The organism is Tianweitania sp. (assembly GCF_032053605.1).
Classification (GTDB): Bacteria; Pseudomonadota; Alphaproteobacteria; order Rhizobiales; family Rhizobiaceae; genus Tianweitania.
On the sequence record NZ_DAMBUH010000083.1, the window covers coordinates 1 to 15,345 of the forward strand.

A 15,345-nucleotide genomic window follows, 5' to 3' on the forward strand; every position below is an offset into this window, starting at 1 on the left:
CCAGCCAGTATTCCGTCACCTTGGAGAAGGTCCGCACCATGTCCGACAGCGGTTCGGCTGATGCGGCGGGGAGTTCGCCGCGCTCGCGCGGACCGGCCCAGGCCGCCGCCGCCTTGCCGGCTTCTTCCATCATGCGCGCGAGATTGAGCGCGAAACTATCCGGGTTTTTGATGAGGAACGGCTCGACCGATGCTTTGTCGAAAGTCTTCGATCCGGCTGCACCGCCGGTGCTGCATTCTTCGGTTCGTTCCGGCCTTTCCGTCATGACACCGTGCTCCTCCCGAGCGTGTTCTTGACACATTATCATGGGACGACCATAGCGGTCCAACCAGACCTTGCCCCTGTTAAGGGTGGATGGGGAGATTTCATGACCTTCGGCCGTTCTTTCGCATCCGTTTGTTCCACTTCCGCCATTTCCATGGCTGTGGCCGCGATCACAGCCCTCGGGGTTGCCGGTTGCACGACCCGCGACATGACGAATGCGATGGCGCCGGTTGTTCAACCCGCGGCCTTGCCGCAGCCCGGTTCCACGACCTTGGCACCGTCGAACACGCAGGATGTGGCGCAGGAAAGGGGCGCGCGTGACGCACAGGCGCGCCGTGCCTCGATCAGCGCTCAGTCGGCCGCTCAATCGACAGGCGTGCAGAACACCGGCGCTTTTCCCAACCTGAACCAGCGCCGCGCAGCCGCGAATACACAGCTTACGCCGGAAGAAAGTGCGGCCCTCCTCGCCGATCTTCGCTCCACGCAAGGGCGCGTGAGCCGCACGAATGCCGATGCCGCGCGCAGCGTACCGACGCCCGATGAGCTTCGTCGGATCGGTGCGAGCCATGGCGACAACACGCTGCAGGCCATTTCGGCGGAATCGGCGCAATAGCCTGATTTGCCGCCTTCTTACCTCGACCCTGCGGTGAAATCGGTATAGAGCCGCAAGCATCGCTTTCTGATCGCCCGCGAGATTTGCCATGGAAGAGTTCCACAAGGTTCGGCGGCTGCCGCCTTACGTTTTCGAACAGGTCAATCGACTGAAGGCCGACGCGCGCGCCAAGGGCATCGACATCATCGATCTCGGCATGGGCAATCCCGATCTGCCGACGCCCCAGGCGATCGTTGACAAGCTGGTCGATACTGTGCGCGATCCGCGTACGCATCGCTATTCCTCGTCGCGCGGCATTCCGGGCCTGCGTCGCGCCCAAGCCAATTATTATGCGCGCCGCTTCGGCGTGAAGCTGAACCCGGACACGCAGATCGTCGCGACGCTCGGCTCCAAGGAAGGCTTCGCCAATATGGCGCAGGCGATCACGGCGCCAGGCGATGTCGTGATCTGCCCGAACCCAACCTATCCGATCCACGCCTTCGGCTTCATCATGTCGGGCGGCGTGATCCGCTCAATCCAGGCTGAGCCGGATGCGAGCTTTATTCCGGCGCTGGAACGGGCGGTAAAACATTCGATCCCCAAGCCGATCGCGCTGATCCTCAACTATCCGTCGAACCCAACCGCGCATGTCGCAACGCTCGACTTCTACAAGGACGTCGTTGATTTCGCGAAGAAGAACGATCTGATCCTCCTGTCCGATCTGGCTTACGCGGAGATCTTCTTCGACGGCGCGCCGCCGCCATCGATCCTGCAAGTGCCGGGCGCGATCGATGTCGCCGTCGAGTTCACCTCGATGTCGAAGACCTTTTCCATGCCTGGCTGGCGCATGGGTTTTGCCGTCGGCAATGAACGGCTCATCTCGGCTCTGACGCGTGTGAAGTCCTATCTCGATTACGGTGCTTTTACCCCGATCCAGGTAGCCGCTAGTGCTGCGCTGAACGGCGATGGTTCCGACATTGAGGAAGTGCGCTCCATTTACCGCAAGCGTCGCGATGTGATGGTGGAATCGTTCGGTCGCGCCGGCTTCAATGTTCCGCCACCCGCTGCCACGATGTTTGCCTGGGCGCCGATCCCCGAACAGTATCGTGCCATGGGCTCGCTGGAGTTTTCCAAGCTTCTCATCGAGCATGCCGATGTGGCGGTGGCGCCAGGCATCGGCTTCGGCGAGCATGGCGATGATTATGTGCGTCTTGCCTTGGTGGAGAACGAACACCGCATTCGCCAAGCCGCGCGCAACATCAAGCGCTTCCTGCAGGCGAGCGCCGAAGGCCGTTTTGACAATGTGATACCGCTCAGCGCCCGCCGCTGAGCCCAACTCTATTTCCAGGACGTTTTGATTATGACGGAAGCATTGCGCGTCGGCATCGCTGGCCTCGGTACGGTTGGCGCCTCGGTGGTGCGGGTGCTCGCCGAAAAGGCTGCAGAGCTGCAGCGTCAATGCGGCCGCCCGATCAGCGTGACCGCCGTTTCCGCTCGCAACAAGGACCGCGATCGCGGCGTCGACCTGTCCGGCGCGCAATGGTTCGACGATCCGGTCGCGCTCGCCAAGACCGCGGAGATCGACGTTTTCGTGGAATTGATGGGGGGCGATGAAGGCCCTGCGCGCGATGCGATTAAGGCAGCAATTGACGCCGGCCGCCATGTCGTGACCGCCAACAAGGCTCTGCTCGCCAAGCACGGTGTCGCGTTGGCTGAATCCGCCGAGAAGAAAGGCGTCCTGCTCAACTACGAAGCGGCGGTCGCCGGCGGTATCCCGGTGATCAAGACCATGCGTGAAGCCTTGGCCGGCAACAGCGTGTCGCGTGTGTTCGGCATTCTCAACGGCACATGCAACTACATCCTGACCCGGATGGAAGCCGAAGGCCTGTCCTTCGAAGACTGCCTCGCCGATGCGCAGCGTCTCGGCTATGCCGAAGCCGATCCGACCTTCGACATCGAGGGCAACGACACCGCGCACAAGCTGTCGATCCTGACCAGCCTCGCTTTCGGCTCCAAGATCGCGGCCGACGACATCTATCTCGAAGGTATCAGCAATATAAGCCAGGCCGATATCCGCGCTGCGGCGAGCCTTGGCTATCGCATCAAGCTGCTTGGCGTTGCCGTACGCACCGAAAGCGGCATCGAACAGCGCGTGCATCCGACCATGGTGCCAACCCAATCGGTGATCGCGCAGGTGCATGGCGTCACGAACGCGGTGGCGATCCAGAGCGACATTCTTGGCGACCTGCTTCTGGTAGGTCCGGGCGCTGGTGGCAACGCGACGGCCTCGGCCGTGATCGGCGACATTGCCGATATCGCCAAAAGCCAGCCCGGCTTCCAGCATGGACCGGTGTTTGGTCGTCCGGCCAAGGAACTCAAGCCGTACAAAAAGGCGAAGATGCGCTCACATGCTGGCGGCTATTTCATCCGCTTGACCGTGCATGATCGCACCGGCGTTTTCGCAGCCATTGCCAAGCGGATGGCCGACGCCGACATCTCGCTGGAGTCGATCGTGCAGCAGGCCGACAGCGGCTTGGATGCTGAGGTGAAGACGGTGGTTCTGGTTACGCATGAAACGACAGAAGCGGCTGTGCGTCGTGCCGTCGAGGGCATTACCAAGGACGGCCACCTCACCGACAAGGCGCAGGTTATCCGCATCGAGCGCGCCGAGTAAAAGCCCGTCGACACGATCGCAGTAGCGAACCGGGACCCTCATTCCTATTTGTTCTGCTTCTGCAGAGGCGAGATATCATGCGCGACATCCTGAACGACCTCGAAGGCGGACCGGTCCACAACGATGAGGATCCGGTGAAGCGGGCGCAAAGGCTCACCAAACCGGTGATGCCGAAGCGGTTCTATAAGGACGTTGGTGTTGCGCGGTCGGATGATGGGTGGGCCATTGAACTGGACGGCAAAGCCATCCGCACGCCTGGTCAGCGCATCATCATGTTGCCGACAGAGGCCGCTGCAGCACTTGTTGCCGAAGAGTTTCGGGCTCAGCAGGACGTGGTCAATCTTGCGACCATGCCGGCTTATCGTCTCGTCAACACCGCGGTGGATGGCGTGGCGAACGATCCGCAGGCGGTGATTGAAGACATAATGCGCTTTGCGTCGTCCGACCTGGTGTTTTACCGCGCAGATACGCCGGAAAAGCTGGTGTCGCTTCAGTCCGAGACTTGGGATCCGGTGCTAGATTGGGCACGCGCAACACTTGGCGCTCGCTTCTTCCTGTCAGAAGGCGTGATGCATGTCGAGCAGCCGAAGGAATCGGTGGCAGCGGTCGGCTTTCACTTAAAGCGTGATGCCAATCCATTCCGCTTGGCATCGCTCCATGTCATGACGTCGATCGCCGGCTCGGCTTTGATCGCACTGGCACTGGAGGCCGGTGAATTCAGCTTCGAGGAAGCGTGGACTGCGGCCCATGTCGATGAAGACTGGAATATCGACCAGTGGGGCGAGGATGAGGAAGCACAGGCACGCCGCGCTTTCCGCCGCCGCGACATGGAAGCGGCGCACTCGCTGCTGCAAACTCGGGGATCGAACTAGCCGCGCGCCATGAAGCGCCTTCTTGGCGCTTACGCCTAGTTCTTCTGCGGAACGTCTTCCTGCATTGCCACATCGTGGTACCAGCCGCTTTCCGGCATGATCACCGGAGCGACTGCTTGCGGATGTGACGTCTTATCCCAGCTGCGAGGCCCCTTTGCGCGCGTCGCGCGGCCGCCAACGGGGAACTCGTAGATTACTGCTGAAGCGGTTTGGGAAGTCATCATGGCACTTCCTTCCAAGTCATCGTTGTATTCGAAAAACGGTAAGGGCGAATATAGGGGCTGCAAATGATTTGTGCAACAAAGCCTCTTTTTTAAGCGGCCTCGTGCAGAACTAGCCGGCGAACTTACCGAGCAGCGCTTCAACGGCTTTTCCGGATGCAGGTTCCGCCCATGCGCAGCCTTGTTTGTGCAGAAAAATGATAGCCGACTTCATCCCCGGAGAGATGTCCGCATCCAACTGGCACGCCGCTTGCAAAGCCTGAACTGAAGCCGTCGGTCCCTTCACGGCCGCACCGACGTGGGCGCTTCAGGTCGTGGTTACGAGAGGCCAGAATGACAAAGTACAAGCTCGAATATATTTGGTTGGACGGTTACACTCCGGTCCCGAACCTGCGCGGCAAGACGCAGATCAAGGAGTTCGCCTCCTTCCCGACGCTTGAAGAGCTTCCGCTGTGGGGCTTCGACGGTTCGTCCACGATGCAGGCTGAAGGCCATTCGTCGGACTGCGTGCTAAAGCCGGTCGCCCTTTACGAGGATCCGGCTCGCACGAACGGCGTGCTCGTCATGTGCGAAGTCATGATGCCGGATGGTGTTACCCCGCACGTCTCCAACAAGCGCGCGACCATCCTGGACGATGACGGCGCGTGGTTCGGCTTCGAACAGGAATACTTCTTCTACAAGGACGGTCGTCCGCTCGGTTTTCCGGAGTCCGGCTACCCGGCACCGCAAGGCCCGTATTACACCGGCGTCGGCTTCAAGAATGTCGGCAACGTCGCTCGCGAGATCGTCGAAGAGCATCTCGACCTCTGCCTTGCGGCCGGCATCAATCACGAGGGCATCAATGCCGAAGTGGCCAAGGGTCAATGGGAGTTCCAGATCTTTGGAAAGGGCTCCAAGAAGGCTGCCGACCAGATCTGGATCGCACGCTACCTGCTTCTGCGCCTGACGGAACAGTACGGCATCGACATCGAGTTCCACTGCAAGCCGCTGGGTGATACCGACTGGAACGGCTCGGGCATGCATTGCAACTTCTCGACCACTTACATGCGCGAAGTGGGCGGCAAGGAGTACTTCGAGGCTCTCATGGCGGCTTTCGACAAGAACCTTGATGACCACATCGCGGTCTATGGTCCGGACAACGACAAACGCCTGACCGGCAAGCACGAGACTGCTCCGTGGAACAAGTTCTCCTACGGTGTTGCCGATCGTGGCGCCTCGATCCGCGTGCCGCATTCCTTCGTGAACAATGGCTACAAGGGCTATCTCGAGGACCGTCGCCCGAACTCGCAGGGCGACCCCTACCAGATTGCATCCCAGGTGCTGAAGACGATTGCCGATGTCCCGGTCGAGGGCATCAAGAAGGCTGCTGCTTAAGACTGCTGATAATCCGAAGGGGAACAGCAAAGAGGCTCGGCAGGAAACTGCCGGGCCTTCTTTCTTGCCTGCTGCCCGTATCAACAATGATTGACGGCGTGTCGGTTAGCGCTTGATAGTTTCGTCCTCGTATCTGTTTGGGAGGACATAGCTGTGACTGAACTGTCAGACGCCGACCAACTTGCCACGAAGCGGCGACCTGTCTTCACGGAAGAAAGTGCGGCATACGCGAAAGCCAGGATGGACTTGCTCGCGGACGAGATCGAACTGCGCAGGCACATGACGCGTGTGGCCGAGCAGCGGCGATCGTTGCCGCCGGGGCCGATCATCATGAAGCACTACCGCTTCCTCGATGCCGACGATCGTCAGTTACGTCTTCTTGATCTCTTCGGCCACAAGGATGCGCTCGTCACTTACTTCTGGATGTATGGGCCTGAACGCAAGCGGCCTTGCCCAATGTGCACGAACTGGTTGGGTGGTGTGAACGGCAACGCTGCCGATATCAGACAGAATGTTGCACTGAAGATCATTGGGCGCAGTTCGGTCGAGCGGCAGCAAGCCTTTGCTCATGAGCGCGGTTGGCGCGACTTGGACTTCGTACAGACGATTGGCGATGACTACGCCAACGATCTCGGCTTGATCAATGAAGACGGGAGCGAGAATCCGGCGCTGCTCGTTTTCAAGCGGGACGGCGAGGAGGTGCGGCTCTTTTGGAAAAGCGAGATGACGGCCGAGATGGCTGACCTTGGTCAAGACCCGCGTGATGCGCCCGATATCGCACCACTGTGGTCGATCCTTGATCTGACGCCTAATGGCCGCCGCAGGGATTGGTATCCTAGCTTGAGCTACTGACGACAACAAAAAACCCGCCTTTGCAGGCGGGTTTTTCATGCGAGGGCTGATGGATTAGACCGAGTAGTACATGTCGAACTCGACAGGGTGAGGCGTCATCTCGAAGCGCATTACCTCGGCCATCTTCAGCTCGATGAAAGCGTCGATCTGGTCGTCGTCGAACACGCCGCCAGCCTTCAGGAATCCGCGGTCGCGGTCGAGGTTCTGCAATGCTTCGCGCAGGGAACCGGCTACGGTTGGGATCTTCTTCAGCTCTTTCGGCGGAAGGTCGTAAAGATCCTTGTCCATCGGCTGGCCTGGATGGATCTTGTTCTTGATGCCGTCAAGACCAGCCATCAGCAGCGCAGCAAAGGCGAGGTACGGGTTCGCGCCCGGATCAGGGAAGCGGACTTCTACGCGCTTGGACTTCGGCGACGAGCCGAACGGAATGCGGCATGATGCCGAACGGTTGCGTGCCGAGTAAGCCAGCAGAACCGGCGCTTCATAGCCAGGCACCAGACGCTTGTAGGAATTCGTCAGCGGGTTGGTGAAGGCATTGATCGCCTTGGCGTGCTTGATCACACCGCCAATGAAGAACAGGCAGTTCTCCGACAGGCCGGCATATTCGTTGCCCGCAAAGGTCGGCTTGCCGTCGCGCCAGATCGACATGTGAACGTGCATACCCGAGCCGTTGTCGCCGAATACAGGCTTCGGCATGAAGGTCGCGGTCTTGCCATAAGCGTTGGCGACCTGATGCACGACATACTTGTAGATCTGCATCTTATCGGCGTTGCGAACCAACGTGTCGAACTTTAAGCCGAGTTCGTGCTGGGCAGCGGCCACTTCGTGGTGATGCTTTTCCGTGCGAACACCCATTTCGGTGAGAACGGTCAGCATTTCGGAGCGCATATCCTGCGCGGAGTCGATCGGCGGAACCGGGAAATAGCCACCCTTCACGCGGGGACGGTGACCCATATTGCCGGTCTCGTAATCGGTGTCGTCATTCGACGGCAGCTCGGTCGAGTCCAGCTTGAAGCCGGTATTGTAGGGATCTGCCTTGTACTTCACGTCGTCGAAGATGAAGAACTCGGCTTCAGGACCAACGAAGATCGTGTCGCCCACGCCTTCGGCCTTCATGTAGGCTTCCGCCTTCTTGGCCGTGCCACGCGGATCGCGATTATAGGACTCGCCCGAGACCGGATCGAGGATGTCGCACATCACGACCATGGTCGACTGCGCGAAGAACGGGTCCATGTGGACCGTATCCATGTCCGGCATCAGCACCATGTCGGACTCGTTGATGGCCTTCCAGCCGCCGATTGAGGAGCCGTCGAACATGACGCCGTCGGCAAACATGTCTTCGTCAACTTCCACCACATCCATCGTGACGTGGTGCATCTTGCCCTTCGGATCAGTGAAGCGCAGGTCAACGAACTTAACCTCGTTGTCCTTGATCTGCTTCATGATGTCATTGGCTGTCGTCATGTTGTCTTTCCTGTCTCCGATGGGATGGTTGCAGCCGTCGTTCAGATTGCGTCGATGCCGGTTTCGCCAGTACGAATTCGCACGACTTCTTCGATATTGGAAACGAAAATCTTGCCGTCGCCGATGCGGCCGGTTTGTGCTGCATTGCGGATAGCCTCAACCGCTGCGTCAACAGCCTCGTCATTGAGCACGACTTCGATCTTCACCTTTGGCAGGAAGTCCACGACATATTCGGCGCCCCGGTAAAGCTCGGTATGGCCCTTTTGACGGCCGAAGCCTTTGGCTTCGGTGACGGTGATGCCTTGGAGGCCAACTTCCTGGAGCGCTTCCTTGACCTCGTCCAGCTTGAACGGCTTGATGATGGCTTCGATCTTCTTCATGGCGCCTGCCTCCACTGTACTGACTGCGCGTCGTTTGCCGCTCGCAATGTTGTAAGCAGGAAGCGTGCCAAAGCCTAGCCTTCCCGTTCGCTTCCAACAGGCTTCGCGCGAAGCGGTTCTACACCTAACGTGTAGCGCGAAACGGATGTGCAGGATAACCGTTCTGCAAAGAAGACAAGCAAACCGCTGCGTTTGCGGTGCAGAAAAAGTGAGCAAGATGCCCATTAAAGCAGCATCTTACAATAGCGGAACGGAGTCAGCCGCTTTGCCGCAGGAGGTTCGATGGAAATTCTGACGCCAGCCGAGATGGCGCAAGCAGATCACAATGCGGAACGAGCCGGCGTCCCGACCTGGCAGCTGATGCAGGCGGCCGGTGAGGCCGTCGCTTCCGAGGCTCTGAAGAGGTTTGCCAAGGCAGGTCGGATCGCGGTTCTATGCGGGCCCGGCAACAATGGTGGGGATGGCTATGTTGCTGCGGCCTGCTTGCTTGCGGATAGCGGCTTGCCGGTCGAGGTCTGGCGAAGCGGCAAGCCGCGTGCCGGAAGTGATGCGGCGAGGGCTGCAGGCAAATGGTCAGGCGCTGTTGGTGAGCTGGAAGATTTTTCGCCGCAGCCTGACATGCTGGTCATTGATGCGCTCTACGGTGCTGGTTTGGCGCGCGAGCTCGAAAGCAGCGATCGGCGAGCATTGGAGAGGGTGAGGGCCGCCGGTAGTCAGGTCTTAGCGGTTGATCTGCCGTCCGGTCTATCGGGGCTGAGCGGAGCAGTTTTTGGAGACGCGCTGCAGGCGGATTGTACCGTAACGTTCTTTCGCCCGAAGCCTGGCCATCTGCTTTATCCTGGGCGTAGCTTGTGTGGCGAGCTTGTGCTGGCCGATATCGGAATTACCGCAGGTGTTCTGTCGGACATCGCACCTCAACTGTGGGAGAATGGGCCTGAGGTATGGCTGCATGCCTTGCCGCGTCCGTCTGCAATTGCTCATAAGTATCAGCGTGGTCACGTGGTTGTTTTGTCCGGAAAAATGTCGGCAACTGGGGCAGCACGGCTCTCGGCGGAAGCGGCGGCGCGGGCAGGGGCAGGCGCCGTCACCGTCTTGTCGCCGCCCGATGCGCTGGCTGCTCTTGCCACGCATCTCACTGCAACCATGCTGCATCGCTTCGATGCACCTGACGATGTTCTCACCTTCGCTGAGCAGCGTAAGGTGCAGAGCTTGGTTTGTGGGCCGGGATTTGGCACTGGCGAGAAGCAGATGGCGGTCGTCAGCGCGTTGCTCCAGCAGGGTGAGACGCCGCTGGTGCTTGATGCCGATGCCATTACCTTACTGGCAAAAGACCGGGACGCATTTCTGAAGGCTCGTACGGGTGAGAAGCCGCCTCTGGTTCTCACCCCGCACGAAGGCGAATTCGCGCGTTTGTTTTCAGATCTCGCAGAGGACAAGATGCTGTCCAAGGTGGAACGTGCTCGGATGGCTGCCAAACGCGCGATGGCCGTCGTGATCTACAAAGGCGCCGACACCGTTATTGCCGCACCTGATGGCCGTGCGGTGATCAACACCAATGGCACAGTGTGGCTTGCAACCGCTGGCTCAGGAGATGTGCTTGCCGGCCTTGTCGCCGCACTGCTGGCACAAGGCACGTCACCCTTTGAAGGAGCCTGCGCGGCCGTCTGGATTCACGCCGAAGCAGGCAGGCGGGAGGGCTTCGGCATGACGGCGGAAGATCTGCCTCAAGCGGCCCGCAAGGTTTTGGCGGAACTGATCAGTCGCTAAGCTTCTGCTGAAGCGAAATTGCGGCTTGAGGCGCACGGATCTTCCCTTCGTGAATGAAGTAGACGAAGACGTCGCGCGCCATCTTCTTCGGCTTACGATCCGGCGCGGCCAGGTTCGGGCCGGTCGGTTGTTCACCCCTGGCCCAAGCCTTGGCTCTTTCGGCCCAAGTCTCGATAGCCTGCTCCGGATAGGCAGTCGGGACATCATCCTCGCCCTTTTGCAGGCGCGAATACACGAAGTCGGCCGTCACATCCGCGATCTCAGGATAATCATGATGGTCTGCGTGACAGATCGCAGCCTTGTACTTCTCTGCCAGGGCAACGAAGGCGGGATCGATGAAACTGGCATTGCGGACTTCGAGCACATGCCGCAGCTTTAGCCCGCCGCTGTCCGACGGCAGCAGCTTCAGAAATGCCTCAAAGTCGTCGGGCTCGAACTTCTTGGTGGGTGCGAACTGCCAGATGATCGGCCCGAGCTTCTCACCGAGTTCATGAACGCCGGTGTCGAAGAACTTCTTCATCGATTCTCCGGCCTCACCGAGCACCTTCTTGTTGGTGACGAAGCGATTGCCCTTTACCGAAAAGACGAAGCCATCCGGCACATCTGCCGCCCATTTCGCGAAGGTCGCCGGCGTTTGTCCGCGATAATAAGTGCCATTGATCTCGATAGTCCGGAGCTGTGACGAGGCGAATTCGAGCTGCCGCTTCTTTGGCAGGTCGTCAGGATAGAACGTGCCTTCCCATGGCTCGAAGGTCCAGCCGCCGATACCCGCCCGGATTGTTCCGCTCTTGCTCATCCTTGCCCCCCGCTTCAGATTATTCTGCAGCTTCAGCCTGGCGTGCGCCGGGCCGGCGCTCCAAAAGCTCCTTGAGGAAGCGACCGGTATAGCTGCGTTCCACCTTCACCACCTCTTCGGGCGTGCCGCTGGCAACCAGCTCACCGCCACCGTCACCGCCTTCAGGACCAAGATCCAGCAGCCAATCGGCAGTCTTGATGACCTCGAGATTGTGCTCGATGACCACGACCGTGTTGCCCTGATCCACCAACTCCTGGAGCAGTTCGAGCAGCTTGGCGACGTCGTGGAAGTGCAGACCGGTCGTTGGCTCGTCCAGGATGTAGAGCGTCTTGCCGGTGGCTTTACGCGACAATTCTTTGGCGAGCTTGATGCGCTGAGCCTCGCCGCCGGAAAGCGTCGTAGCCTGCTGGCCGACCTTGATATAGCCGAGGCCAACCTGCTTCAGTGTTTCCAGCTTGTCGCGCACAACCGGCACAGCAGCGAAGAAGTCGACGCCTTCTTCGACGGTCATGTCCAGCACATCCGCGATCGACTTGCCCTTGAACGTCACGTCGAGGGTCTCGCGATTGTAACGCTTCCCGTGGCAGACATCGCAGGTGACATACACGTCCGGCAGAAAGTGCATCTCGATCTTGATGACACCGTCGCCCTGGCACGCCTCGCAGCGGCCGCCCTTGATGTTGAACGAGAAACGGCCGGGTTGGTAGCCGCGCGCCTTCGCTTCCGGCAGACCCGCGAACCAGTCGCGGATCGGTGTGAAGGCGCCGGTATAGGTCGCAGGGTTGGAACGCGGGGTACGACCGATCGGCGACTGGTCGATGTCGATGACCTTGTCGATGAATTCCAAGCCCTCAATGCGATCGTGCTCGGCCGGAAGCTCGCGCGAGCCCATGACGCGGCGGGACGCAGCCTTGAACAGCGTCTCGATCAGGAAGGTCGATTTACCACCGCCCGAAACACCCGTAACAGCCGTGAAGGTGCCGAGCGGAATCTCACCGGTAACATTGCGCAGGTTGTTGCCACGCGCGCCGATGACCTTGATCGACTTGCCCTTCTTGGCTTTGCGCCGTTCCGCCGGCAGGGCGACTTCCAGCGCGCCAGACAAATATTTGCCGGTCAGAGACTCGTCGCTCGCCATGATGTCGGAAGGCGTGCCCTGTGCGATGATCTGGCCGCCGTGAACGCCGGCGGCCGGCCCAATATCGACGACATAATCGGCTGTGAGGATTGCATCCTCATCATGCTCCACCACGATCACCGTATTGCCGAGATCGCGCAGGTGGCGCAGCGTATCAAGCAAGCGCGCATTGTCGCGCTGATGGAGGCCGATAGAGGGTTCGTCTAGGACGTAAAGCACGCCGGTCAGACCAGAGCCGATCTGCGAGGCCAAGCGAATGCGCTGGCTTTCGCCGCCGGACAGCGTGCCGGAGTTTCGCGCCAAGGTGAGATATTCCAGCCCGACATCGTTGAGGAAGCGAAGCCGCTCGCGAATTTCCTTGAGAATGCGATAGGCGATTTCATTGTGCTTGGTGCTGAGAGACTGCGGCAGGTCTTCGAACCAGCCGACTGCGTTGCGAATGGAAAGCGCCGTTGCTTCGCCGATATGCTTGCCGGCGATCTTCACGGCCAAGGCTTCCGGCTTCAGGCGATAGCCTTTACAAGCCGGGCAGGGGGTTGCCGACATGAAGCGCTCGATCTCCTCGCGCATCCAAGCCGATTCCGTTTCCTTCCAACGGCGCTGAAGGTTCGGGATCACGCCTTCAAAGGTCTTCGTGGTCTTGTAAGCGCGCAGCCCGTCATCATAGCTGAAGGCGACTTGGCGATCGCCAGTACCATGCAGAACGGCATGCTTCGCCTCATCGGAAAGATCGCGCCAACGATCTGCGAGCTTGAAGCCGTATTCCTTTCCAAGTCCTTCCAGCGTCTGGCCGTAGTAAGGCGAACTCGATTTGGCCCAAGGAGCAATCGCGCCTTCCTTGAGGCTGACATGATCCTCGGGAACCACCAAGGCTGGATCGATCGCGCTCTGGCTTCCGAGACCGTCGCAGGTCGGGCAAGCGCCGAACGGGTTGTTGAACGAGAACAAGCGCGGCTCGATCTCGGGAATTGTGAAGCCGGAAACCGGACAGGCAAACTTCTCCGAGAACAAGATGCGTTCATGCGTTTCGTTCTTGGACTTGTTGACGGCGTCAGCGCCGGTCCGCTTACCGTTCAGCGGCTTGTCCGCAAATTCGGCGACGGCTAAACCTTCCGCGAGCCTTAGACAGGTCTCAAGGCTGTCGGCCAGACGTGCCGCGATGTCGCCGCGCACCACAACGCGATCCACCACGACGTCAATGTCGTGCTTGTACTTCTTGTCGAGCGCAGGAGCTTCCGCAATTTCGTAGAACTCGCCGTCGATTTTGACGCGCTGGAAACCTTTCTTCTGAAGCTCGGCAAGCTCCTTCTTGTACTCGCCTTTTCGTCCGCGAACCATTGGCGCCATGATGAAGAGGCGTGAGCCTTCTTCGAGCGCCATCACGCGATCCACCATCTGGCTGACCGTCTGGCTTTCGATCGGAAGGCCGGTGGCGGGCGAGTAAGGAATGCCGACGCGCGCATAAAGCAGGCGCATATAGTCGTAGATTTCGGTGACCGTGCCGACCGTAGAGCGCGGATTGCGGCTGGTAGTCTTCTGCTCGATGGAAATGGCCGGCGATAGACCGTCGATCTGATCCACATCCGGCTTTTGCATCATTTCCAGGAACTGGCGCGCATAGGCCGACAGGCTCTCGACATAGCGCCGCTGGCCTTCCGCATAGATCGTGTCGAACGCCAGCGAGGACTTGCCGGAACCTGACAGACCGGTCATCACGATCAGGCTGTCACGCGGCAGATCGAGGTCGATGTTCTTGAGATTGTGCTCGCGCGCGCCGCGAATGGAAATGTGCTTGTGGTCGGCCATGCCGCCTCGCAAATAAGATTTGACGGAGGTTGCGCGACGAGGCTCGCACACGCATCCCGCATGTAGGTTCGTGGACCCGTTCTGTCCACGTCTCCACACAGCATTAACCTCTTGCTCCTGTCGCGCAAGCAAAAAGAACAAACAAGGAACTTCGCTCTCTGTGTTTCAGCCGATCACATTTTGCCGGTGTGGTTGACGACTATGCAGGAACGGCGCATCCTCCACTCAGTCGATCGGCAATGCCACAGCGGCGGCTAGAGAAGCGTCAGGCACAAAGCCGGATCGGCATGGAAGCAGGCGAGGAGACAGGCATGACTCCACCGGACTGGAACTGAGGGGCTCTGCTTTATACAGGGTCCCGCCGACGCGAGACTTAAAACGCCATAGCGTACGGCAAACCGAAAATCAGAGACGGCAGTCGGATCGCGGTTGAACCGCATAGCATCCGAAACAGCGTCGGGAGCTCCGTCCCGACCGGAGGCTTAGACCTCATATCAGGCTCCGTGTTCTTCCCCGATGGAAGCGCGGAGCCTTCGTCATTTTAGAGGTATGACACGCATTTTCCACTTGCGAAAAAAGCATTGGCATATAGAACAAAAAGAGAACACCGTTCTTACGGCAGACCGTGGAAAAGCCTGACGCGGCGGGCGACATAGCGCGAAGGCTCCTATAGGGTCGCCAGCGATTTCGGATGAGCACGGAGTAGCATCATGGCGGGTAGCGTCAACAAAGTCATTCTGGTGGGAAACCTCGGGGCTGATCCGGAGATCCGTCGGCTCAATTCCGGCGATGCAGTCGTCAATCTGCGCATTGCGACGTCCGAAACCTGGCGAGACAAGAATTCTGGCGAGCGCAAGGAGAAGACCGAGTGGCACAGCGTTGTGATCTTCAACGATAACCTCGCCAAGGTTGCCGAGCAGTATCTGAAGAAGGGCATGAAAGTGTACCTGGAAGGTTCGCTGCAAACGCGCAAGTGGCAGGACAAGGACGGTCAGGATCGTTACAGCACCGAGGTGGTGCTGCAGAAGTTCCGCGGTGAATTGCAGATGCTGGATGCCCGTGGCGGCGGTGGCGGCGATGTTGGTGAGTATGGCGGCGGCTCGAGCTACGGCAGCGGCAGCGGTGGTAGCGGCGGCGGGCGCCGT

Annotated in this window: 13 protein-coding genes and 1 pseudogene; 8 read left to right on the forward strand and 6 right to left on the reverse strand. The window is 59.6% G+C overall.

From position 1 onward, the window contains the following. A pseudogene (locus RTX98_RS15790) lies at positions 1-265 on the reverse strand (class I poly(R)-hydroxyalkanoic acid synthase); the annotation flags it as partial. Between the two features lie 102 nt (positions 266-367). Between RTX98_RS15790 and RTX98_RS15795 the strand changes: the two are divergent. From RTX98_RS15795 to RTX98_RS15810, 4 genes are all read left to right on the forward strand, one after another. After that, complete coding sequence (locus RTX98_RS15795; protein WP_312797795.1) at positions 368-877, forward strand: hypothetical protein; 510 nt, start codon at positions 368-370, stop codon at positions 875-877. An 88-nt stretch (positions 878-965) separates the two neighbouring features. Further along, positions 966-2,186 carry an LL-diaminopimelate aminotransferase gene (locus RTX98_RS15800; RefSeq protein WP_189502244.1) on the forward strand — a complete coding sequence of 407 codons (1,221 nt, stop codon included), beginning with the start codon at positions 966-968 and terminating at the stop codon, positions 2,184-2,186. Positions 2,187-2,216: 30 nt separating this feature from the next. Then, positions 2,217-3,530 (forward strand): homoserine dehydrogenase, encoded by a 1,314-nt coding sequence (locus RTX98_RS15805; RefSeq protein WP_312797796.1) that lies wholly within the window; start codon positions 2,217-2,219, stop codon positions 3,528-3,530. A gap of 77 nt (positions 3,531-3,607) precedes the next feature. Continuing rightward, on the forward strand, positions 3,608-4,402 hold the full coding sequence (locus RTX98_RS15810) for an ATP12 family chaperone protein (RefSeq protein ID WP_312797797.1): 795 nt from the start codon (positions 3,608-3,610) through the stop codon (positions 4,400-4,402). A gap of 35 nt (positions 4,403-4,437) precedes the next feature. Here RTX98_RS15810 and RTX98_RS15815 read toward each other — a convergent pair whose 3' ends face one another. Beyond that, positions 4,438-4,626 (reverse strand): DUF2735 domain-containing protein, encoded by a 189-nt coding sequence (locus RTX98_RS15815; RefSeq protein WP_312797798.1) that lies wholly within the window; start codon positions 4,624-4,626, stop codon positions 4,438-4,440. Between the two features lie 330 nt (positions 4,627-4,956). Here RTX98_RS15815 and RTX98_RS15820 point away from each other — a divergent pair, with 330 nt between their 5' ends. After that, entirely contained in the window at positions 4,957-5,997 is a 1,041-nt protein-coding gene (locus RTX98_RS15820) for a glutamine synthetase beta-grasp domain-containing protein (protein ID WP_189502236.1), read from the forward strand. Positions 5,998-6,237: 240 nt separating this feature from the next. After that, positions 6,238-6,849 (forward strand): DUF899 family protein, encoded by a 612-nt coding sequence (locus RTX98_RS15825; RefSeq protein WP_416223142.1) that lies wholly within the window; start codon positions 6,238-6,240, stop codon positions 6,847-6,849. 54 nt (positions 6,850-6,903) lie between these two features. Here RTX98_RS15825 and glnA read toward each other — a convergent pair whose 3' ends face one another. Both glnA and RTX98_RS15835 read right to left on the reverse strand, forming a co-directional pair. Next, a complete protein-coding gene (gene glnA, locus RTX98_RS15830; protein WP_312797799.1) occupies positions 6,904-8,313 on the reverse strand; it encodes a type I glutamate--ammonia ligase in 1,410 nt (469 codons plus the stop codon). A 41-nt stretch (positions 8,314-8,354) separates the two neighbouring features. After that, the gene (locus tag RTX98_RS15835) at positions 8,355-8,693 is read right to left on the reverse strand and encodes a P-II family nitrogen regulator (protein ID WP_189502230.1); all 339 of its coding nucleotides are present in this window, start codon (positions 8,691-8,693) and stop codon (positions 8,355-8,357) included. Positions 8,694-8,975: 282 nt separating this feature from the next. Here RTX98_RS15835 and RTX98_RS15840 point away from each other — a divergent pair, with 282 nt between their 5' ends. After that, positions 8,976-10,460: an NAD(P)H-hydrate dehydratase gene (locus tag RTX98_RS15840; RefSeq protein WP_312797800.1), complete on the forward strand. Its 1,485-nt coding sequence runs from the start codon at positions 8,976-8,978 to the stop codon at positions 10,458-10,460. Here the strand turns inward: RTX98_RS15840 and RTX98_RS15845 are convergent. Together RTX98_RS15845 and uvrA are read right to left on the reverse strand one after the other, a co-directional pair. Beyond that, on the reverse strand, positions 10,450-11,256 hold the full coding sequence (locus tag RTX98_RS15845; RefSeq protein ID WP_312797801.1) for a DUF72 domain-containing protein: 807 nt from the start codon (positions 11,254-11,256) through the stop codon (positions 10,450-10,452). The genes RTX98_RS15840 and RTX98_RS15845 overlap by 11 nt on opposite strands. Before the next feature lie 19 nt (positions 11,257-11,275). Beyond that, on the reverse strand, positions 11,276-14,200 hold the full coding sequence (uvrA, locus tag RTX98_RS15850; RefSeq protein ID WP_312797802.1) for an excinuclease ABC subunit UvrA: 2,925 nt from the start codon (positions 14,198-14,200) through the stop codon (positions 11,276-11,278). Between the two features lie 710 nt (positions 14,201-14,910). Between uvrA and ssb the strand changes: the two genes are divergently transcribed. After that, positions 14,911-15,345, forward strand: a 435-nt coding sequence (gene ssb / locus RTX98_RS15855) for a single-stranded DNA-binding protein (protein ID WP_312797803.1), incomplete at its 3' end; no start/stop codon positions are given.

Excerpts from the sequence above, each read along its gene's own strand:
- glnA (WP_312797799.1), bottom strand. The coding sequence starts at position 8,313 with ATGACGACAGCCAATGACATCATGAAGCAGATCAAGGACAACGAGGTT.
- RTX98_RS15810 (WP_312797797.1), top strand. The coding sequence starts at position 3,608 with ATGCGCGACATCCTGAACGACCTCGAAGGCGGACCGGTCCACAACGAT.
- RTX98_RS15820 (WP_189502236.1), top strand. The coding sequence starts at position 4,957 with ATGACAAAGTACAAGCTCGAATATATTTGGTTGGACGGTTACACTCCG.
- uvrA (WP_312797802.1), bottom strand. The coding sequence starts at position 14,200 with ATGGCCGACCACAAGCACATTTCCATTCGCGGCGCGCGCGAGCACAAT.
- RTX98_RS15840 (WP_312797800.1), top strand. The coding sequence starts at position 8,976 with ATGGAAATTCTGACGCCAGCCGAGATGGCGCAAGCAGATCACAATGCG.
- RTX98_RS15825 (WP_416223142.1), top strand. The coding sequence starts at position 6,238 with ATGGACTTGCTCGCGGACGAGATCGAACTGCGCAGGCACATGACGCGT.
- RTX98_RS15795 (WP_312797795.1), top strand. The coding sequence starts at position 368 with ATGACCTTCGGCCGTTCTTTCGCATCCGTTTGTTCCACTTCCGCCATT.
- RTX98_RS15835 (WP_189502230.1), bottom strand. The coding sequence starts at position 8,693 with ATGAAGAAGATCGAAGCCATCATCAAGCCGTTCAAGCTGGACGAGGTC.
- RTX98_RS15815 (WP_312797798.1), bottom strand. The coding sequence starts at position 4,626 with ATGATGACTTCCCAAACCGCTTCAGCAGTAATCTACGAGTTCCCCGTT.
- RTX98_RS15805 (WP_312797796.1), top strand. The coding sequence starts at position 2,217 with ATGACGGAAGCATTGCGCGTCGGCATCGCTGGCCTCGGTACGGTTGGC.
- RTX98_RS15845 (WP_312797801.1), bottom strand. The coding sequence starts at position 11,256 with ATGAGCAAGAGCGGAACAATCCGGGCGGGTATCGGCGGCTGGACCTTC.
- RTX98_RS15800 (WP_189502244.1), top strand. The coding sequence starts at position 966 with ATGGAAGAGTTCCACAAGGTTCGGCGGCTGCCGCCTTACGTTTTCGAA.